At 47.9% G+C, this 20,147-nt stretch carries 12 protein-coding genes; 9 read left to right on the forward strand and 3 right to left on the reverse strand.

Features of this window, described 5'->3' with window-relative positions:
* Positions 1 to 3 precede the first annotated feature (3 nt).
* The 4 genes from miaA to ACHZA1_RS12825 all read left to right on the forward strand — a co-directional run bounded on the left by miaA (position 4) and on the right by ACHZA1_RS12825 (position 5,753).
* Positions 4 to 912 (forward strand): tRNA (adenosine(37)-N6)-dimethylallyltransferase MiaA, encoded by a 909-nt coding sequence (gene miaA / locus ACHZA1_RS12810; protein ID WP_320052264.1) that lies wholly within the window; start codon positions 4 to 6, stop codon positions 910 to 912.
* Between the two features lie 63 nt (positions 913 to 975).
* A complete protein-coding gene (locus tag ACHZA1_RS12815; RefSeq protein WP_320052265.1) occupies positions 976 to 2,127 on the forward strand; it encodes a glycosyltransferase in 1,152 nt (383 codons plus the stop codon).
* Between the two features lie 80 nt (positions 2,128 to 2,207).
* Positions 2,208 to 2,960 carry a nitroreductase family protein gene (locus ACHZA1_RS12820; RefSeq protein ID WP_320052266.1) on the forward strand — a complete coding sequence of 251 codons (753 nt, stop codon included), beginning with the start codon at positions 2,208 to 2,210 and terminating at the stop codon, positions 2,958 to 2,960.
* A gap of 543 nt (positions 2,961 to 3,503) precedes the next feature.
* Positions 3,504 to 5,753 (forward strand): hypothetical protein, encoded by a 2,250-nt coding sequence (locus ACHZA1_RS12825; protein ID WP_320052267.1) that lies wholly within the window; start codon positions 3,504 to 3,506, stop codon positions 5,751 to 5,753.
* Positions 5,754 to 6,372: 619 nt separating this feature from the next.
* On the opposite strand, the gene ACHZA1_RS12830 is transcribed toward ACHZA1_RS12825, so the two are convergent.
* Both ACHZA1_RS12830 and ACHZA1_RS12835 read right to left on the reverse strand, forming a co-directional pair.
* Complete coding sequence (locus tag ACHZA1_RS12830; RefSeq protein ID WP_320052268.1) at positions 6,373 to 6,996, reverse strand: hypothetical protein; 624 nt, start codon at positions 6,994 to 6,996, stop codon at positions 6,373 to 6,375.
* A gap of 547 nt (positions 6,997 to 7,543) precedes the next feature.
* Positions 7,544 to 7,672: a hypothetical protein gene (locus tag ACHZA1_RS12835; RefSeq protein WP_320052269.1), complete on the reverse strand. Its 129-nt coding sequence runs from the start codon at positions 7,670 to 7,672 to the stop codon at positions 7,544 to 7,546.
* Positions 7,673 to 8,175: 503 nt separating this feature from the next.
* Here ACHZA1_RS12835 and ACHZA1_RS12840 point away from each other — a divergent pair.
* The 5 genes from ACHZA1_RS12840 to ACHZA1_RS12860 all read left to right on the forward strand — a co-directional run bounded on the left by ACHZA1_RS12840 (position 8,176) and on the right by ACHZA1_RS12860 (position 18,977).
* The gene (locus ACHZA1_RS12840; RefSeq protein WP_320052270.1) at positions 8,176 to 11,307 is read left to right on the forward strand and encodes a TonB-dependent receptor; all 3,132 of its coding nucleotides are present in this window, start codon (positions 8,176 to 8,178) and stop codon (positions 11,305 to 11,307) included.
* Positions 11,308 to 11,324: 17 nt separating this feature from the next.
* The gene (locus ACHZA1_RS12845; protein ID WP_320052271.1) at positions 11,325 to 13,151 is read left to right on the forward strand and encodes a RagB/SusD family nutrient uptake outer membrane protein; all 1,827 of its coding nucleotides are present in this window, start codon (positions 11,325 to 11,327) and stop codon (positions 13,149 to 13,151) included.
* Between the two features lie 97 nt (positions 13,152 to 13,248).
* Entirely contained in the window at positions 13,249 to 16,239 is a 2,991-nt protein-coding gene (locus tag ACHZA1_RS12850; RefSeq protein ID WP_320052272.1) for a SusC/RagA family TonB-linked outer membrane protein, read from the forward strand.
* An 18-nt stretch (positions 16,240 to 16,257) separates the two neighbouring features.
* On the forward strand, positions 16,258 to 17,937 hold the full coding sequence (locus ACHZA1_RS12855; RefSeq protein ID WP_320052273.1) for a RagB/SusD family nutrient uptake outer membrane protein: 1,680 nt from the start codon (positions 16,258 to 16,260) through the stop codon (positions 17,935 to 17,937).
* Between the two features lie 311 nt (positions 17,938 to 18,248).
* Positions 18,249 to 18,977 carry a hypothetical protein gene (locus ACHZA1_RS12860; RefSeq protein WP_320052274.1) on the forward strand — a complete coding sequence of 243 codons (729 nt, stop codon included), beginning with the start codon at positions 18,249 to 18,251 and terminating at the stop codon, positions 18,975 to 18,977.
* A gap of 391 nt (positions 18,978 to 19,368) precedes the next feature.
* Here ACHZA1_RS12860 and ACHZA1_RS12865 read toward each other — a convergent pair whose 3' ends face one another.
* Positions 19,369 to 20,136 carry a hypothetical protein gene (locus ACHZA1_RS12865; RefSeq protein ID WP_320052275.1) on the reverse strand — a complete coding sequence of 256 codons (768 nt, stop codon included), beginning with the start codon at positions 20,134 to 20,136 and terminating at the stop codon, positions 19,369 to 19,371.
* Between the last annotated feature and the right edge of the window lie 11 nt (positions 20,137 to 20,147).

Genomic DNA, 20,147 nt, shown 5'->3' on the forward strand with positions numbered 1-20,147 from the left:
CTAATGGGTAAAAAGACTCTGGTTGTGCTGATGGGGCCAACGGCTGTAGGTAAAACCGATTTGAGCATTAGCATTGCCAAGGCGTTGAATGCCCCCATCGTTTCTTCGGATTCGCGACAAATATATAAGGAGATGAGAATAGGAACTGCGGTTCCTGAGCCCGAGCAGTTGGCAGCAGTACCTCACTACTTTATTGGTTCTCGTTCAATTCACGAACCGTATACGGCAGGTCGTTACGAGTTCGATGCCGTGGAGGTTATCGAAAAGCTTTTCTTGGATGTTGATTATGTAGTACTATCGGGAGGGTCTGGCTTGTACATCGATGCTGTATGCTTGGGTATTGATGCCATTCCCGCAACCAATAGCGAAACTCGCGAGATGCTGAAGCAACGCTTAAAGAACGAGGGGATAGCTGCGCTAACCGATTGGCTTAAGCGGTTGGATGAGAATTCGTATAATACCATCGATTTGAATAACCATCAGCGGGTAATTAGGGCGCTTGAAGTATGTATAATTGCTGGCGTACCATATTCCACCCTCCGAAAAAACTTTGAGAAGACCCGCAACTTCGACATCGTAAAGATTGGCTTGCAGCGCGACAGGGAGGAACTTTACCAGCGCATAAATCAGCGTGTGGATATGATGATGGAGCAGGGATTGCTTGAAGAGGCACGGTCGCTGTACGAGCATCGCGAGCTAAACGCGCTCAACACCGTTGGCTATCGTGAACTTTTCGACTACTTCGATGGAAAAATAACGATGGAAGAGGCAGTTGAGCTCATCAAAAGGAACTCTCGAAGGTATGCCAAGCGACAGATAACCTGGTTTAACCGCTACTGCGATATTGCCTGGTTTTCTCCAAACGATTTCGATGGGATAATGGCGCATGTTGCAGCGGCACGCAAAGCTTGATGCATTCCCATTTCGCAATCTCAATAAAAAGAGCCAATTTTGCTGGCAATCATACGATTTAACATGACGAAACCTTTAGATATAGTAATAGTTGGACCCGCTCATCCGTTTCGTGGGGGTATTGCTGCCAATAACGATAGGTTGGCTCAGGAGCTTATGCGAATGGGGCATCGCGTAAAGATTTACACCTTTAGCCTACAGTATCCTTCGTTTCTTTTTCCTGGAAAAACGCAGTACACCACGGAGCCTAAGCCTGAAGAACTGGATATTGACATTGCCGTAAACTCCATAAATCCGCTAACCTGGCTTAATGTTGGGATGAAAATCCGCAAAAGGAAGCCAGATATCCTTCTTATTCGTTACTGGTTGCCCTTTATGGCTCCCTGTTTTGGAACGATAGCCCGAATTGCCAAGGGTAACGGTCATACCAAGGTTGTTTCGGTGGCCGACAACATCATTCCGCACGAGAAGAGAATAGGGGATAGGCTACTTTCGAAGTTTTGGTTGGGTTCTACGCATGGTTTTGTGGTAATGTCGCAAAGCGTTGGAACGGATTTAGGAACGCTTGGCTATAGGCGTCCTGTTGGCTTTTGCCATCACCCGCTGTTCGATAACTTTGGAGCCATTCTTCCTAAAGATGAGGCAAAAAGGTTGCTGAATCTTGATCCTTCGTTTGACTATATGCTTTTCTTTGGGCTGGTTCGCGACTACAAGGGGTTGGATTGGCTGCTTGATGCCTTTGCAGATGCTCGTTTGCAGAACAGAAAGCTAAAGTTGCTGGTGGCTGGGGAGTTTTATGCCGATCCAAAGCCATACTACGATCAGGTGGAGCGTCTTGAGCTAAAGGATAGGGTTATCTTCTACCCAATCTTCATCCCTGATCCCGAAGTTGGAAGATACTTCTGTGCTGCCGATATCGTGGTGCAGCCGTATAAGCATGCAACGCAGAGCGGGGTGACCCAAATTGGATACCACTTTAATAAGCCCATGCTGGTAACCAAGGTTGGTGGGCTATCGGAGATTATTCCAGATGGAAGAGTGGGCTACGTTGTGGAGCCTAAGATTCCTGCCATTGCCGATGCGCTTGTCGATTTCTACGAAAGTGGGCGAGAAGCCGAGATGTCGGAGAATGCAAAGAATGAAAAGGTAAAGTACTCGTGGGGCAGCATGGCTAACGAGATTCTGAGAATATTTGATGAGGCGACAATAAAGTAATGCGATTAGATTATTCTTCTTCGAATGAAACTTTAGTCTAATTTCTAATGTCTAAACCCTAACGTCTAATAAAGAAACGTATGAATACCATATTTACCCATCGTTCGATAAGGAACTTCACCAACCAAAAGGTGGAGGAGGAGAAGTTAATCCGTATTCTGGAGGCTGGTGTACGCGCATCGACCACCGGGAATATGCAGGTGTACAGCATTGTGGTAACCACCGACAGCGAGTGCCGCGAGGCGCTTAACGCCTGCCACTTTAATCAGCCTGCCACTAAGGCACCGGTTATGATGACCTTCTGCGCCGACTTTAACCGCTTCAACAAGTGGTGCGAGCAGCGTAAGGCCGCTCCTGGCTACGACAACTTTCATGGTTTTGTGGTTGCAGCAATAGATGCGCTACTGGCATCGCAAAATGTGAGCCTAGAGGCAGAAAATCAGGGATTGGGAATTTGCTACCTTGGCACCACAACCTACACGGCCGATAGAATCATCGATATACTAAAGCTGCCTAAGGGTGTGGTTCCCATTACAACCGTGGTTATGGGCTACCCTAGCGAGATGCCCGAGCTAACAGACAGGCTTCCACTCGAAGCAGTTGTTCATCGCGAGGTGTATAGGGACTATACCCCTGAGGATATTGATAGAATTTATACCGAGCGCGATACCCAGCCGCTTACCCTTAAGCTGCTTGAGGAGAACGGCAAGGATACGCTTGCGCAGGTGTTTACCGATAACCGCTACACCAAAAAGGACTTTGTTGCTATCTCGAATCTGCTGCTCGATGTGCTAAAGAAGCAGGGGTTTATGAACAATATATTCAGTGAATAGGGAGTGGCGAGTAGGGAATAGTTCAGATCGTCTGCTACGATAGCTCTGATATCTGAGACTTGATCCATTTTTAAGGAAGACATGTTTTGAAATGCCGTATGGGAGTCTGGAATCAAGGCTCCCTTTTTTTGTCTCTTTACTTGGAGCAGGTATGGTTCTATAACAAATAGGGTTGACTGAAGGAACTGGAATAGATGCGTGTTGTAGCCTACATTCAACCCCTTCATGATTGTTTATTTTCCTTGTCTTACTTACCTGTGTTTCACTCGGGTTTATTGGCCTTGAAGACCTTTGGGGCTTTGGGCAGCTGCAATGATGGCTTAGGTTTGCCATTTCCGTTACTACCGGCATCTTCCACACCGTTTGGCGACGGCAGGCTAACGGTGAATGGAGGTATGTTTGGGAGTAGTGCCGCTTCTTCCGTTTAAATAGGCTAAGGCTACCTTTAGCATCGATTCTTGGCCCTTTATCATCTCTGCGGTTGTCTGTCGTTGGCGAACATCGATTAATGCTAACTTTGGGGATTAAGCAAATCCTTACCTGATGAGACATAAAATAACCGCTATGGCGTTGGCTGTTGCCGCTTGCTTCGGAGGCAGCGCGCAACCTTCGCAAAGGGCCATATTTACCTCGCCGAACTTCTCCATCTTTTCCGATTTGGTGACGTGGAAGGCTGATCGTGCCTTCCTGAAGGGCGATACGCTATACTCCACCTTCAACGGAAACGACGAACCTGCCTTTAGCAGCACTACGGGCGCCTACAAGCGATCAATCATACTAAAAAACACCAGCTATCCGCAGCTAAAGTCGTCGGTGCCGATGGTGGATGCGCTCTACAACATGACGTTGAATGAGCTCGATCTGCTTCGTACCAAGGATGGCTACTTTGACACGGGCAAAAGCTGGGGAGGCGTGTGGACGCGCGACCTTAGCTACGCTACCATTCTGGGCATTGCCATTGCCGACCCTGAGGTTGCCATGCGAGGGCTGATGCGCAAGACCAAAGATGGCCACATCATTCAGGATACCGGTTCGGGTGGGTCGTGGCCGATTTCGAGCGACCGTAATACGTGGGCGCTTGCCGCGTGGGAGGTGTACAAGTACACCGGCGACAGGAAATGGCTGGAAACCATCTATCCTATTATAAGGAATACGGTAGAAGCCGACCTGAAAACCATCTTCTACCCCGGAAGCCTTCCGCTGGGCGAATCATCGTTCCTAGATTGGAGGGAGCAAACCTACCCACAGTGGATGAAGCCCATCGATATCTACCGCTCGGCAAACCTTGGGACATCGGTGGTACACTATCAAACCTACAACATCTTAAATAGCATCGAAAAAATCCTTGGCATTAAGGGCGAAAAGTATGGTAAGCTGGCCGAAGCGGTGAAGCGTGGCATCAACACCCAGCTGTGGATGGGCGATAAGGGCTACTACGGGCAGTACCTGTACGGTATCAGCTCGATATCGCTATCGCCCCGATCGGAGGCGCTTGGAGAGGCGCTTGCCGTTATCTACAACGTGGCCGATGGTGAGCGTAGCCAGTCGGTAGTTGCCAATACCCCCATCACCGAATATGGTACTACGTGCATATACCCCCAGATACCCGAGGTTGGGCCCTACCACAACAACAGCGTGTGGCCCTTCGTGCAGGCATTCTGGAATATTGCCGCCGCAAAGGTGAGGAACGAGGCTGCGCTGACCTACGGCATGTCGTCCATCTACCGAGCTGCCGCCATCTACCTTACCAACAAGGAGAACTTTGTGGCATCGACGGGCGATAGCCACGGAACCGCCATCAACTCCGACCGCCAGCTATGGAGCGTGGGTGCCAACATCGGGATGACCTATAAGGTGATCCTGGGGATGAACTTCGAGCCCAACGGCATTGCCTTTGCGCCCGTAATCCCGCAGGCTTACGCGGGTAGGTACTCGCTTGCCGGCTTTAAGTACCGCAATGCTACCATCAACGTCGCTGTCGATGGGTTTGGCTACGAGATAGCCTCGTTCACCGTAAACGGCGTAGAGCAGCAACCTTTTGTTGATGGTAACGCTTCGGGCGTGCTCAACATCAGCATCAAGATGAAGAATGCGCCGTTTGCCCCATCGAAGGTAAACCTGCGGAGCGTTGACTTTGCCCCTGCAACTCCGGTGGTTACCCTTAACGCTGGCGTGCTGGCCTGGCGGAGGGTTGCAGGCGCCGGCGTGTACGAGCTGTACCGCAACGGCAAGCCGCTGCATGGAACTCCCGATACCACCTATGCCATTGGCAATGATGACTGCTACACCGAGTATCAGGTGAAGGCGGTAGATGCGCGTGGGTACGAGTCGTTCCTTAGCAATCCGATTGCCATCGAACCTCAGACAAAAACCTTTACGGCCGAAGCAGAAGACTTCAACCCTAAGTCGGATCTACCCTATACCAGCTTCTCCGGCAAAGGTTTTGTGGAGATGTCGCCCACCAAGAACACGAAAGTCGCCATTCCCGTAACGGTAGGCGAGGAGGGCGACTACCTGCTCACCTTCCGCTACTCGAATGGAACCGACCGCATGTGCTGCGGGAACTCTGCCGCCCTTCGCACGCTTTGGATCAACGGGAAGCAGGTGGCTACCATGGTATTCCCGATTGTCGAAAAGGATGCCTGGAGCGATTGGAGCCGCTCCAATGTCGTTCGCGTACAGCTGAAGAGGGGAACCAACACCCTTAAGCTCACCTACGAGAAGCATAACCGCAACATGAATGGCAACATCAACCTGCTGATGCTCGACAACGTTAAGGTGGTGAAACTGTAGATGGTGGAGGCTATACGAAGGTATTTCGAAAGCTAAGCGACGCTAGAAGAAGATCTTTTTTTTAGACGTATAATAGTAAACGAGCGGGCCTGAGCAGTTGTTGCTTAGGCTCGTTCGTTATTTTATGGGTAGGTTGATCTACTTTCGCCAGTCCTGCCTCCCACATCCGCTGAAGGTGGCTTGCTGCCATTCGCTGTTTATGCTTTTTGAATTCTGGCAGAAGCCCCCGCCGAACAGGTGGCTACAATACGCTCAGGCGCACCCCACGATCACCATCCATAATTCACAATTTGGTAGCTTGCACCTACCGCTCAGCTAACATCCGTTTGCTTACTTGCCGTCGCAAAACAGAGAATGAACGGGCTCCTGCCAATGCACAAGCGTTGCGGCACGGCAGAGCTCAGCGTATTTGAATTGATTGTTTCATTATAGATGTGTGTTTAGATTAGGTTAGTTCATTAGTTTACGTTTTTAGACAAGATGAGGGATGTCCGCGAGGAGCAGCCCTTTTTTTATGCGATGGGGATAGAAGCGCTTCTGTACAATTCTCAATCGTCCCTATACGCCAAGGGGCAGCCCGTACAGGCTGCCCCTTGGCGTATGCAGTAGTTCGGAGCGGCTACTGGGCGAAAATTCGGACGCTTTCGCTAAATGTTAGCGTATCCTCGCTGCCCTGGTAGGCGCACTTCAGCTCGTACTCCTTGCCCGGCGTAAAGCCCGAGATATTCTTCTTGCGCGTCGACGAAGGGGTAAGCCGCCACTCGTTGATGTTTTCGGGTGCAGGCACCGGTGCCGAGTAGAAATTGTACACAAAGGCATCTGGGTTGGAGTTTACCTCGCACAGCAAGTCGCCCTTATTGGTGCCGCTCGCCACCTTAAACTTGGTGGGCTTGGGCAGCACCCCCTTTTTCTTGGGCTCCTTGGGCAGGTTAAACCCGCTCGACTGCAGCTTCACGATATCCCCCTTGGCCTGCACGTTTACCTCCATCGCAATATCATGCAGGCATGCGCACACCAGCTCCTTCTGTACGTTCTTCTCGGTGATATCGTGCGGCGCACCCGACCGCGCCTTTACTAGCGACCCGACATATGTAGTCGTTCGCTCGTCGAGCATTGTAAGCGTAGCGGCGTCAAACTTAAAGTTTACATTTCCTGTTAGCTTCTTCGATACATTCTGAGAAAAGGTGGATAGCTCATAATCAGACATCCTAAAGTAGTTAATGATAACGTCACGCTTTGACATGGTTTGAGAAGTTTAGTTAATAATGCTATTTATACGTTAAGGATTTGTGGCGAGTTTCATTTTGAAAACATGTTTTACAGCATAAAATGCGTTCTGGCAATCTCATGATGGCATAACATAGGTTTTGTTTGTTTTTTAAAACATACAAATTCTTGAAAATTAGATATATCGCTATTTTGCGTTGCTCCATTGTAGGTTTACATTGCTCCATTGTAGGGTTGCAATAGATCATTGTAGGGTTGCAATAGATCATTGTAGGGTTACAATAGATCATTGTAGGGTTACAATGGATCGTTGTAGGGTTGCAATGGGGCATTGTAGGGTTACAATGGATCATTGTAGGGTTACAATGGATCGTTGTAGGGTTACAATAGATCGTTGTAGGATTACAATAGATCATTGTAGGGTTGCAATGGATCGTTGTGCATCTACAATGCTCCATGCGCTCCCATGGTGCAAGCCCGTTGGGGCCGCCAACAAAAAAGCCAGAAACCTCCCGGCATCTGGCTCTATGAATAAAATATAAAAAGGCTTACATCAGAAAATGCTAGAATAGGTTCACCGCTAGCTGGATATTCCCGCTGTTGAACTCGGGGTTCCAAAGGGCGGTGGCCGATACCGGAATGGTGTGGTCGCCGATGGTCATACTCTTCGATGTCACAACGCCGGTGGCCACGATGTTGGACTTGGGGCCGTAGTGGTGTTGCGCATGCTACGGTAGCAACCTCGGCGAAGCTCCCTTCTGCTGCTAGTCCCCTTTGTGCCTAGCTGCAATGGGGTAAACGACAGTTTTTTGGATGTTGTTAATGGTGTGTGCAGGCGTGCGTATCGAAGTGTCGTCGCCCTATAACATGAGTAAGTACATTTTATGTAAATATTCACGTAAAAAGGGTGAAGCAACTTTGGGCGTTATGGGGCGTATGGGTTGTTTCATCGGAAGGTCGAGTGGAGGGTGAATTATTTAAGCTAAAATCGACTTTTACTTTGCAAGTGTCTTTATTGTAGAGATATGTGTAAAACGGTTGCTGGTGTGTAGCAAAAAAATGAATGAATTTCCTCCTTAAATTGAACTGAAAACGCACCGTTGCTGTTGCCCGTATTCGTTAATATTGCCGTGTAAACGTTATTTTGTTAAAAGGACCAACCGAGGAATCTAATTGTTAAACAATTTTCTGTGCTATGGAAAAAGAGAAAAGAAGGAAAGCGCTCTCTAGGAAAACACTTCTTGTTTTTCTAATGTGTTCTTTTTCTATTTTGCTGTATGCCGCTGGAGGCGCTAGTCCTAGCAGCCTTCAAGCGCAAGGTAAAAAGGGAATAGAGGTAAAGGGACAGATCAAGGACCAAGCGGGGAATCCCGTTATTGGGGCCACGGTGTACTATAAGGGAGCACCAACCAGCGGCGTTGCTGCAAATGTTAACGGCATGTTCACCATCAAGTGCCCCGATCTGAAGGGCGTTCTGGTGATCTCATTCGTTGGATTTGAGACGCAGGAGATCTCGCTGAATGGGAAAACGAGCTTTAATGTCGTGCTCAAGGATGCCTCGAAGGTGCTAGACGAGGTAATGGTTGTGGGCTACGGACAGCAAAAGAAGGTAACCTCTACGGGAGCCGTAACCGGGATGAAGGGCGACGAGCTGCTGAAATCCCCAACCGCATCGCTGGGCAACGCCCTAGCGGGTAAGGTTACCGGCGTTTCTTCAGTTCAGTATACCGGCGAGCCAGGTGCCGACAACCCCGAGCTGTTCGTTCGTGGTATCGGTTCTTTGTCGGCCAGTAGCTCTACCCCTCTGGTGCTAGTTGATGGGGTTGAGCGTAACTTCTTTCAGCTAGACCCCAACGAGATCGAGAGCTTAAGTATCCTGAAGGATGCCTCTGCAACGGCGGTGTTCGGGGTACGTGGCGCCAACGGGGTTATTATTGTTACCACCAAGCGCGGAAAGCAGGGAAAGGCCCAGATCTCGATTTCTTCGTCTTTTGGCGTTCAGGTTCCTACCCAGCTGCTGGAGTTTGCCAATAGCTACCAGTACGCCCAGTACTACAACGAGGCGCTGACCCGCGATGGGGGCGATGTTACCAAATCTCGCTTTACGCCTACGGTTATGGAGGCATTCCGAACCCATTCCAACCCCATTCTGTATCCTGACATGGATTGGATGGACTACTGCTTAAAGGACTTTACCACCCAAAGCCAGCACAACATCAATATAAACGGGGGAATTGATCGGGTTCGCTACTTCGTTTCTCTCGGAATGACAAGCCAGAATGGGCTTTTCAAAACATTCGATTCCAGCAGCGAATCGAACTATAAGTATAATAGGTACAACTACCGCGCAAATATCGACTTCGATTTGACGAAAACTACCGTGATGTCGGTAAACATTGGAGGTGTTGTTGCGGAGAAGAACCAGCCCATATCCGGCCAAACGCAGGAAGAGATCTTTAGGTTCCTCTATAGGGCAACCCCCTTCTCAGGTGCAGGTATTGTGGACGGTAAGTGGATAAAAACCAACCCAGACTACATTTCGAATCCAGGATCTGATGGGTTGGATATCTACTATGGGCGAGGATACCAAAAGCGGGTAGACAACGACCTGAACCTTGACTTTCAGCTGGATCAGAAGCTGGACTTCGTAACCTCTGGGCTATCGCTAAAGATCAAAGGTGCTTACAACAGCACCTACTACCAGAATAAGAACCGATCGGCTTCAAAGCCCTACTATACCCCTGTGCTGGGAGCCGATGGCTCTATTTCGTACAGGAAGAGCGGCGACGAGGTTGACCTAGGCTATGGCGAAAACTTTGATAGGGGAAGAAACTGGTACACAGAGGCAGGGTTGAACTGGAAAAGAGACATTGGGGATAACCACCTTAGCGCGCTGATCCTTTACAACCAATCAAAAAAGTACTATCCCAAGACATACACGGATATCCCATCGGGGTACGTTGGCCTCGTTGGCCGCGTAACCTACGACTTTAAGTCGAAGTACCTGTTCGACTTTAATATTGGCTATAATGGTTCGGAGAACTTTGCTCCTAGCAAGCGCTACGGCGTATTCCCTGCCGCTTCATTGGGTTGGATTGTCTCCGAGGAGCCTTTCTTTAAGGCACAGGAGGTGGTGAACTACCTGAAATTCCGTGGATCGTACGGCATTGTTGGTAACGATAAGATCGGAGACGACCGATTCTTATACCTCGACGACTCGTATGTGCTTGGGGGCAATAGCTACAACTTTGGCGTTAACGTTACCTCCAACCAGCCTGGCGCCTACGAAGGAAAGCTCGGCAACAAGGACGTAACCTGGGAAAAGGCGGTAAAGCAGAACTACGGGGTTGACATGAACCTCTTTAACAGTAGGCTGAAGCTGAGCGCAGATTTCTTTAGGGACGATCGCTCGGATATCCTGATTACAAGAAGGACGGTTCCCGGATACGTTGCCATAACGCTTCCTGCCGTAAATATGGGTAAGGTCGAGAATAAGGGGTGCGAGTTTAGCGTTAACTGGGACGATAAGATCGGCAAGGACTTCAAGTACTTTATCAAGGGAAACCTATCGTACACCAAGAACAAGATTGTCTTCAGCGACGAAGTTCTCCAAGACGAAGCCTATATGAACCGTACCGGACAGTCTGTTGATCAGCCTTTCGGACGTGTGTTCTGGGGATTCTACGACGAAACAGCTGTTGCCCGCTACGAGAAGGAGTTCAATACTAAATTCCCATCACATGGCATCACGCTGCAGAATGGAGACTGCGTGTACGTCGACCTTAACAAGGATGGCGTAATCAACCAAAACGATGTTAAGGCTATCGGATACCCGAACTACCCTCGCTTTACTGCAGGATTAACGCTGGGCTTCGACTATAAAGATTTCAACTTCAGCATGAACTGGGCCGCTGCAACGCAGGTGTCTAGGCAGCTTGACGAGCTGCTCCGTCAGCCTTTGGGCGATATCCAAAACCATGGGCTGCTGATTTCCCAGTACGAAAATCGTTGGACTGAAGAAACCCGAAATTCGGCCACCTTACCAAGGGCCACCTTGTCCACTGGCTTGGCCAATAACTATGCCATGTCTACCCTATGGCTTAAGGATGCCAGCTACGTAAGGCTTAAAAACGTGGAGATGGGGTACAACATAACCGGTGCGTTTGTAAGCAAGGCTAAGGTTAAGTCGCTAAGGGTGTTTGTTAGCGGGTACAACCTGTTGACATTCTCTAAGCTCAAATTCCTAGATCCCGAATCTAGAACTAACAGTCGTCCTACATACCCTTTGATGAGGGTGTTTAGTGCAGGGGTGAAAATTGGGTTTTAATTAAAAAAACAGAAGGTATGAAAAAGATACGCTCAATAATCGTACTGCTAGCGATGTTGGCTTCTATGAGTGCATGCGTAGAACCTCTTAAGGTTGGGGACGACTTCCTAGAGAAGGCTCCTGGCGTAGACGTTAACGTCGATTCGGTATTTAGCAAGGCGGAGTATGCTCGACGATTCCTTTGGAATGCGTATAGCGGCCTTTACTATGGTTTGCCTCTTAGCTGGTCGGATATTGGTGGTAAAATGAACATGTCGACATTTGAATGCTTGTCGGACTGCATGAATACGGCTTGCTCGTGGGGTACTGCCAATAGCATTTACTACAGTGGTTCGTACAATGCTGGCTATGAAGATAACAGCGGGCATTCTCGTTGGGGGTTTGCCAAGGAGGGTATGTGGCAAAACGTTCGTAAATGCTGGATATTTATAGAAAATATCGAAAGAACGAAGGATATGGACGAAGCCGAAAAAAGCCGTCTAAAGGCCGAGGCTAAGACCATGATTGCGATGAACTACTTTGATGCATTTCGCCATCTTGGCGGATTGCCCATTGTTAACCATGCGCTTAAAATAAATGAGAATTTTACCAATCCGAGAGCAACGGTCGAGGAAACGCTCAACTTTATGGTTACACTCCTCGATGAAGCAATTGCCACCAACGAACTTCCTTGGGCTCTTCCTCCCGAAGATATTGAGAACTGGGATGGAAGGCTTACCAAAGCTGGGGCTATGGGTTTAAAGTGCAAGATATTGCTGTTTGCTGCCAGTCCGCTATTTAATGATGATGTACCATACAGTACCGAGCCCCCTCAGGTTGCCGTAGAAAAACGACAGGTTTGGGTTGGTTCTCGTAAGCAGGAGCTCTGGGATCGTACGCTTTCTGCCTGTGAGGCCTTCTTTAAAGAGCAAAGCGCGCAAGGACGCTACGGACTATACACAGGGGGAGACTATCAGGCTGCCTTTAAGAATGCCTACTTCTTGCGTGGTGCAGGGGGGGGGAATCCCGAAATGCTAATTTCAACAAGGCCTCAAAAGTACAGATTCGAATCGTGGGAAGGATATAACTACTACTTCCCCGATGCAGAAGCAAATGGGATGTTTAATCCAACGCTCGATTATGTGGACATGTTCCCCATGGCTGATGGTAAGCCTTTCGATTGGAATAATCCTGCTCATGCTGCCAATCCGTTTGCCAATAGGGATCCCAGACTTTACCAAACGGTTTTAGTTAATGGTGCTCCATTCAAAGGCCGCAAAGCGGAGATGTACATTGGTGGACGTGAACGTACTACCAAAGATATGGATCGGTACAAGTCTGGGTTTGGTCTGTACAAGTACATCCAGGAAGGTTCTGATAGAATGAAATCTGTAACGTGGCCCTACCTGCGTATGGCTGAAATGTACTTGATTTATGCGGAAGCTTTAGCAGAAACCAAAAATCTTCCTTTGGCAATTCAACAGGTGAATTTAGTGCGTGGTAGAGTAGGTTTAGGCGGTTTAGTAGAAAGCAATCCTAGCTTAGATCTTACTGATAAGAATGTTCTAATAAAGGAAATTCTGCGCGAGCGTGCTTGCGAGCTGGGGCTGGAAGATACCCGCCTATTCGATATGATTCGAAGAAAGTTGGCTGATGATTTTACCAAGCAGCTGCATGGATTAGATATAACTCGTACAGATGGCCTGACTACAGGATGGCCAAGCAGCTTTAAGTACGAGAGGTTTAACCTATCACAACGCGATTGGTCTAAACCTGGCAGATGGAGCCCAAAGTGGTATTTGGCTGCATTCCCTCCTTCTGAAATAAATAAGGGGTACGGGTTAACTCAAAACCCAGGATGGTAGCAGATTATACGGAGATAAGTCGTTTAATTTCCAGCAATTACCTTCCTTCCTTGTTTAGGTAGCGCAGGGTTCTTGTAGAACTGAAAAAAGATTTAACATGAAAAAAATAGCATTGCTGTTAATATTGCTTTGGGGGGCAGCTGCAGGTTTTGCTCAACAAGTGACGGTTTTGGGTCATGTGGCGGATCGCAAAAACAATCCGTTACTTGGAGCAACGGTATCAGTTGTTGAGGCTCCAGCGGTAAGAGAAATGGTCGATAGTACGGGAGGTTTTAAGATATCCGCAACCATTGGTAATAAGCTCATCATTTCGAAGGCTGGAGTTGGGCTAAAGTATGTCAAGATAACGAGCGCTGATCCTTTATCTGTGGTGCTCGACTATAGGGACGAGGTGGTTTTGCTCCCTCATGGGGTAGAACGTAGAGCGGAGGAGCTGACGGGGGCAATTTCGGTTCTTAAATCGGAAGAGCTGATGAAGAGTTCCTCGCTAAATTTGAGCAACGCATTGTTCGGAAATATATTGGGACTGTCTGCCCTGCAAAATGGTGGCGTAGATTGGGAAAACAATGCATCCCTTTTTGTAAGAGGATCTAAAACCCTTTCAAATAACTCGCTTCTCGTTGTTGTCGATGGGCTAGAACGTTCGATTGACAACATCGTGCTCGACGAGGTTGAAAGTGTAGAAGTGCTAAGAGATGCAGCGGCAGTTGCCCGTTATGGCTTTAGAGGAATTAACGGGGTGTTAGCAGTTACAACCAAGCGTGGTCAGTACAATTCGAAGAGCATTACTTTCAGGTACGATCACGGGTTTAAGCAGCCTGTACGTCTGCCTGAATTTGCAAACTCGTATCGTTATGCAAACGCGATAAACGAAGCACGTGCGAACGACGGGCTTTCGCCTCGATATAATGCCTACGAGGTTGATGCGTTTAAGAATGGAACTTATCCTGGTGTTTACCCAAACGTAGACTGGTTTGATGAGGTGCTAAAAGATTGGTCATCTACCAATATCTACAGCTTAAGCTTTAAAGGAGGCGGAAAAAACGCCCGCTATTTTACGGTGCTTAACCTTGAAACAAGCGATGGCTTGTTGAAGAATGCTGATGCGAATAGCGGCTACTCAACACAGCTGAAAAGTTCGAAAGGTAATGTTCGTACCAACTTTGACATCGACTTGACCAGTACAACTGCATTACAGGTAAATATTCTTGGTATTCTGGGTGAAACTAATAGACCTGGTACTCACCAATCGACCCTTATGGATCAGCTTTACTCTGTGCCTTCTGCGGCTTTTCCTGTAAGGGCACTAGATGGGAAGTGGGGGGGCGATGCCACTTGGACTAATCAAAATCCTGTTGCAAACTCTATTAGTACAGGTTATGCTCGTTCCCAAACAAGGGCGCTACAGGCTGATGTAAAGCTGACGGAGAAGCTTAACTTTATTACTCCTGGGCTGTCTGCTTCGTTGAGGGTTGGATACGATAACTATACCGAATACTGGGAGTCGAAAACAAAGGGATTTAATTATTCGAATAATGTGATTGTTTTTGATCAGGCTGGGAATCCAATAGACACCACCACAACAGTAGGTGGTAAAGTTTCGCAGCTTAACTATACCTCATCGCTGGGAGTACAGTCTCGCCGTCTTAACATTGTTACGAGCGTTGACTATGAAAAGGTGTTTGGCGAAAGCAAGTTTGGTGCTTCAATCATGCATCACCACGATCACCTAGTGAATTCGGGGAGAGACCAAACCTACAATAGGGAAAACATATCGGGTAGCTTTAACTATGGATATGCTAATCGCTACTTTGCCGATTTAGTACTAATGGCTTCAGGGTCGAACCGCCTAAAGGGCTTAAAGGAGTGGGCGTTTTCGCCTACCATTTCGGCAGCATGGGTGCTTTCGAATGAAAACTTTTTGAAGGATTCTAAACTGGTAAACTTCCTTAAGCTACGAGCCTCTGCGGGAATTATTAATACCGATTATGTTCCAGAATTGGACTTGGGAACTCAAGCTTATGTAGGTGGTAGCAGCTACTATTTAGGAGATTCTCCTCAGAAGGTAGATGGTTGGAAGGTAGGCCGTACTCCAACAGCTAATCCAACTACCGAAAAGGCATACAAGTATAATGTTGGGGTAGATGCAATGCTGTTGAATAGCTTGCAGCTTACTGCCGACTGCTTCTTCGAGAGACGTAGCGATATCTTTGTTATTACAGGAGGGCAAAATACTTTGATTTATGGTGCATTCGACCCATACGCCAACGACGGCAAAGTAGATAGCAAAGGGGTTGAACTTGGGTTGGACTATGCCGGTAAGGTAGGACGTGACTTTAGCTGGTTTGCAGGCGCAAAGTATACCTTCTCGCGTAGCAAGATCGTGGAATCGCTAGAGACTCCTCAGCCTTACGACTACTTGAAACGTACAGGAAAATCTATTAGCCAACTTTTCGGATATCAAGTGTTGGGAATGTTCAAGGATCAGCAGGATATTGACAACAGCCCTCGTCAAACACTTTCGGCCGTGAAACCAGGTGACTTTAAGTATAAAGATCAAAATGGTGATGGCGTAATTGATGCGTTGGATATGGTTGCTATGGGTTATAATACCGTATGTCCGGAAATATACTACTCATTTAATATAGGAGCCGAGTATAAGGGGTTTGGCTTTAGCGCAATACTTCAGGGTGTTGGAAACTATAGCGCGTTGCTAAATACGAAAAGTGTTTACAAACCACTAATTGGCAATTCTACTATTTCTAATGACTATTACGAAAATAGATGGACTCCAACCAACCTAACGGCAAAGTACCCTCGCTTAACCACTGTTGATAGCGACAATAACTTTGCGAATAATTCGACCTGGATTGCTGATAGGTCATTCGTGAAGTTGAGAAACTGTGAGGTTTACTACTCGTTCCCTAAGCAGCTGCTATCTAAGATTAAGCTGAACACCGCTAAGATTTATGTTCGTGGTGTAGATCTTCTTTGTTTCGACAATTTAGACATTGTTGATCCAGAGAGTTACGGTGTAAACTATCCTACATTGAAGTCTTACCATGTAGGGTTAAGTATTGGTTTTTAACATAAAAAAGTTCATATCATGAAGATAGTTAATAAACTTTTTATGCTAATGTCTATAGTTGGGCTGGCTGCTTGTAGCGATCTTGACTATGATGAGCATGTAAGTGCTGATAAGAATGATGTATTTACCAGCTTCGATAAAACTCGGGGGTTCGTTACGGATATATATGGACAGCTTGGTGGTTTTGTAACGTTTGACAATGGAATGTTAGCTTCGGCAACTGACGAGGCTGTTTTTTCGAAGCCATCATCACGAGTTCACGACTTTTATAATGGTTCGTGGAGCGCTATTCGTACAATGACCAACTGGAGCAACTACTATAAAGCCATTCGTTCGGTGAATACTTTCCTTATTGAGTCTAAGGGGCAAACATTTTCGCAGTTCGCCAATAATAAGGATTACAAGGAGCAAATGGATCGCTTTAATAACTACCAGTGGGAGGTCCGCTTTTTGAGAGCCTACTTCTATTTTGAGCTGGTAAAAACCTATGGAGATGTTCCGTTTGTTGGAGATAAGGTTCTTTCTGCTGAGGAAGCGAATACCATTACAAGAACGCCTGCAAAGGAGATCTTCGACTATATAAATAAGGAGTGTACGGAAATTATTCCGAATCTTCCGCCAACCTATGTGGGATCGGTTTACAAGGAAATTGGGCGTGTAACTCGTGCTGCTGCCATGGCGCTAAAGGCTCGCGCGGCCCTATATGCGGCAAGCCCTCTTTTTAATAAGGATAACAACAAGGAGCTATGGAAAGCTGCGGCTCTTGCTTCGAAGGAGTTACTCGATTTTGCCAGTTCTAACGGAATTAAGCTAGGTGCATACGAGAAGAATTGGGGCGTTGATAACTATAAAAACGCAGAGGTAATCTTTGCTCGTGGTACTGGTGACAGTAACTGGATGGAGTATGCCAACTTTCCTGTTGGGGTTGAAGGAGGCGGTGGAGGAAACTGCCCCAGCCAAACCCTTGTAGATGCCTACCAAATGAAGACCACTGGTAAATACTGGGATGAGGCAGGAAGTGGTTATGACCCTGCTTCCCCTTGGGTTGGCCGAGATCCTCGGTTTTACCTAACTGTAGCAAAGAACGGCGACACTAAGTGGCCAACCTACAACACCAAACCGCTCGAAACCTTCGAAGGAGGGGTAAATGGAGCTCCTTTGGCTGGTGCTACGCCTACAGGCTACTATCTGAAAAAGTGGATAGAGGTTTCGGTGGATTTACGTCCAGGAAAGGAAACTTCTAAGCGCCATAGTTGGGTAATCTTCCGTTTGGGTGAATTCTACCTAAACTATGCTGAAGCCGTATACCGTTATCTAGGTAGCCCTGATGCTACGTCTGCAGAGTTCCCCATGTCGGCTATTGCGGCAGTTAACGTTATTCGTAGTCGTACCGGGGTGGCAATGCCTGCTCTTCCTGCTGGAATGGACAATGCAACCTTCGAAAAAAGCTACATGAATGAGCGATTTGTGGAACTCGCTTTTGAGGATCACCGTTTCTACGATGTGCGAAGGTGGAAGAAGGGACCCGAATTCTTTACTAAGGTTGGTGTGCTGCACCTAAAAAAGGATGCCCAAGGGAGCCTTGTTTACGAGCGTGGCTACCAGTCTCGAATTTGGGAGGACAAAATGTATTTTGCTCCAATCCCTTATGCAGAAATTGTAATAAATCCAAACCTGAAGCAGAATACAGGTTGGTAGCATCCGAATGCTAGGTTTAGCATCCTTGGATATTTATTGAAGCTGATATGAAAGCCTCGACAATAGAGTAGTCTTATTGTCGAGGCTTTCTTTTCTGTGGGCGATACCGGAAGGGGAGGCTGCCTATGGCCATTCTATGTAAAGGCTCTTTTGCGCTGTATTCCTTGGCAGGTTTTAGATGAAATTGTTTAGCTTTATTTGTCATCTTGCTTCGTTTTTCTAATTTTATGGGCGTTGAAGGAAGAGGCAGTAGGCCAAAACGCTGCTTCGCGTGCTGTAGAAATTTAGTAATCATTTTTAAACGGTATTTTATGAGCAAGACAGATTATGATCTCCTTGCAGCGGAGATCGAGAAAGTTCAGAATGCTGCAACCCCCAACATGCCGATATCGGTGATGCTTCAGGAGGCCGAAAATCTCGAACATTGGGTTCAGGAAGACAAGGTGCTGCTTACGGCAGTTGGTTTAGACTGGAAAGTGGTGGATAGCATTAGTCCTCGTGCAGGTGCGCTACGCTACCTTCAGGGCGAGTGGAACAAGGAGTTTCAGAGCAAGGATGAGGCACAGAAGGAGTGGAATCTGCGTTCGCCAGAGGCTTACGCCCTGCACGACGAGCTGATCCATCACGGCCTGTTCGCCTACCGCAACATGCCCGATGTGCTAACCAAGGTTCAGCGTATTGCCGATGGATCCGGGCATGCCGACATGATTCAGGATTTGACCGATCTCTGCGCGCTGGGGAAGGCCTATCCGGCTCCGCTTACGGCCATTGGTGTTGATCTGAAACTATTCGACAAGGCAGGTGTGCTATCGGAGGAGATGGCCGACCTGCTTGCCCGTGCCAACGGCTCGCGCATGCACTCCAATGTTACGGTTCAAACCCGCAACAAGGCCTACATCCACCTCAAGGAGGCTATGGATGAGGTTCGCCGCTGCGGCCAGTACGCCTTCTGGCGCAACGAGGAGCGCAAGAGGGGGTATGTGAGCCAGTATATGAAGGTAAAGGTTGCCAAATCGAAGGCAAAAACTTCCGAAGAGTAGGATCTTATAAATGATTTATTGAGTACCCTCAGCCGTAGTACGCCTACAGGTTGGGGGTACTTTCTTTTTGCGGTCGGTTACCTAGTTTGACTACCCGGTTACCACTTTTTTGTGCCCAGTTACCGTAACCGACGCCCCAAACCTGGTAACTGGTGGGTAAACCATGGTAACCGACTCCCAAAACTTGGTAACTGATGGGTAAACCAAGGTAACTAGCTGCCAAAACTTGGTAACCGATGCTCAAAAACTAGTAACCGGAGGGTCAACTACTGTAACCGACACCCAAAAACATGTAACCGATGCCAGATTCCAACAAACGCAAAAAAAAGCCAGAAACCTCCCGGCATCTGGCTCTATGAATAAAATATAAAAAGGCTTACATCAGAAAATGCTAGAACAGGTTCACCGCTAGCTGGATATTCCCGCTGTTGAGCTCGGGGTTCCATAGTGCAGTGGCCGATACCGGAACGGTGTAGTCGCCGATGGTCAGGTTTTTCGATACCACAAAGCCGGTGGCTACGATGTTGGACTTGGAGCCGTAGAAGTTCTGCGTTTGTCCGGCAAGGGCAAATGCGCCGCCCAGGTACAGCTTCATGTCGTAGCCGTTGTAGCTGTAAACGGGGTACTCAGCATACGCGTAGGTCGAATAGCGGTTGTCGCCGTATTGTGGTCCTACGCCGGGTAGGTTGCTAGGAGTTGTCTCCAAGTCTCTGCCGTATATGATGGTGCTGGCCGAGAGGTATAGCGGAAACGACTTGCCAAACTGGTACCCGAGGGTTACGTCGATAAAGTGGCTGGTCGTCTTTTGGTCGTAGTCGAACAGCTTGGAGGGCAAGCCAGGCGAGAAGTTAAAGATGTCCCACACCTCGAACTTAAAGCCACTCTTGTTGTAGGCAAGGTAGTAGTCGAATTCGCGGTAGTCGCCGTTAAATCCTTCACCACCCCAAACGCCAATCTTAAAGGCCTTCGATGGGCAAACGTAGGCAACATCGAGCGCGGTCATTGGTGCATCGGTAACGGCGTAGCCTCTCCAAAGGTGCATGTTCTTAACCTGAAGGTGCATGTCGATCGAGCCCTTCGCAGGCGTATCTTGTGCTTGTGCGAACGGGAATGCCGATAGCATTCCTACCGCTAGTATGGTCGATTTAAATAGTCTCATAGGGTTAATGT

The sequence above is a fragment of the uncultured Acetobacteroides sp. genome, assembly GCF_963667355.2.
In the GTDB taxonomy this organism is placed as follows: domain Bacteria; phylum Bacteroidota; class Bacteroidia; order Bacteroidales; family ZOR0009; genus Acetobacteroides.

What these genes read in the sequence shown, in the direction of transcription:
- ACHZA1_RS12825 (WP_320052267.1), top strand. Translation starts at nt 3,504, where the DNA reads ATGAGACATAAAATAACCGCTATGGCGTTGGCTGTTGCCGCTTGCTTC.
- ACHZA1_RS12860 (WP_320052274.1), top strand. Translation starts at nt 18,249, where the DNA reads ATGAGCAAGACAGATTATGATCTCCTTGCAGCGGAGATCGAGAAAGTT.
- ACHZA1_RS12840 (WP_320052270.1), top strand. Translation starts at nt 8,176, where the DNA reads ATGGAAAAAGAGAAAAGAAGGAAAGCGCTCTCTAGGAAAACACTTCTT.
- ACHZA1_RS12815 (WP_320052265.1), top strand. Translation starts at nt 976, where the DNA reads ATGACGAAACCTTTAGATATAGTAATAGTTGGACCCGCTCATCCGTTT.
- ACHZA1_RS12820 (WP_320052266.1), top strand. Translation starts at nt 2,208, where the DNA reads ATGAATACCATATTTACCCATCGTTCGATAAGGAACTTCACCAACCAA.
- ACHZA1_RS12865 (WP_320052275.1), bottom strand. Translation starts at nt 20,136, where the DNA reads ATGAGACTATTTAAATCGACCATACTAGCGGTAGGAATGCTATCGGCA.
- ACHZA1_RS12855 (WP_320052273.1), top strand. Translation starts at nt 16,258, where the DNA reads ATGAAGATAGTTAATAAACTTTTTATGCTAATGTCTATAGTTGGGCTG.
- ACHZA1_RS12830 (WP_320052268.1), bottom strand. Translation starts at nt 6,996, where the DNA reads ATGTCAAAGCGTGACGTTATCATTAACTACTTTAGGATGTCTGATTAT.
- ACHZA1_RS12845 (WP_320052271.1), top strand. Translation starts at nt 11,325, where the DNA reads ATGAAAAAGATACGCTCAATAATCGTACTGCTAGCGATGTTGGCTTCT.
- miaA (WP_320052264.1), top strand. Translation starts at nt 4, where the DNA reads ATGGGTAAAAAGACTCTGGTTGTGCTGATGGGGCCAACGGCTGTAGGT.
- ACHZA1_RS12850 (WP_320052272.1), top strand. Translation starts at nt 13,249, where the DNA reads ATGAAAAAAATAGCATTGCTGTTAATATTGCTTTGGGGGGCAGCTGCA.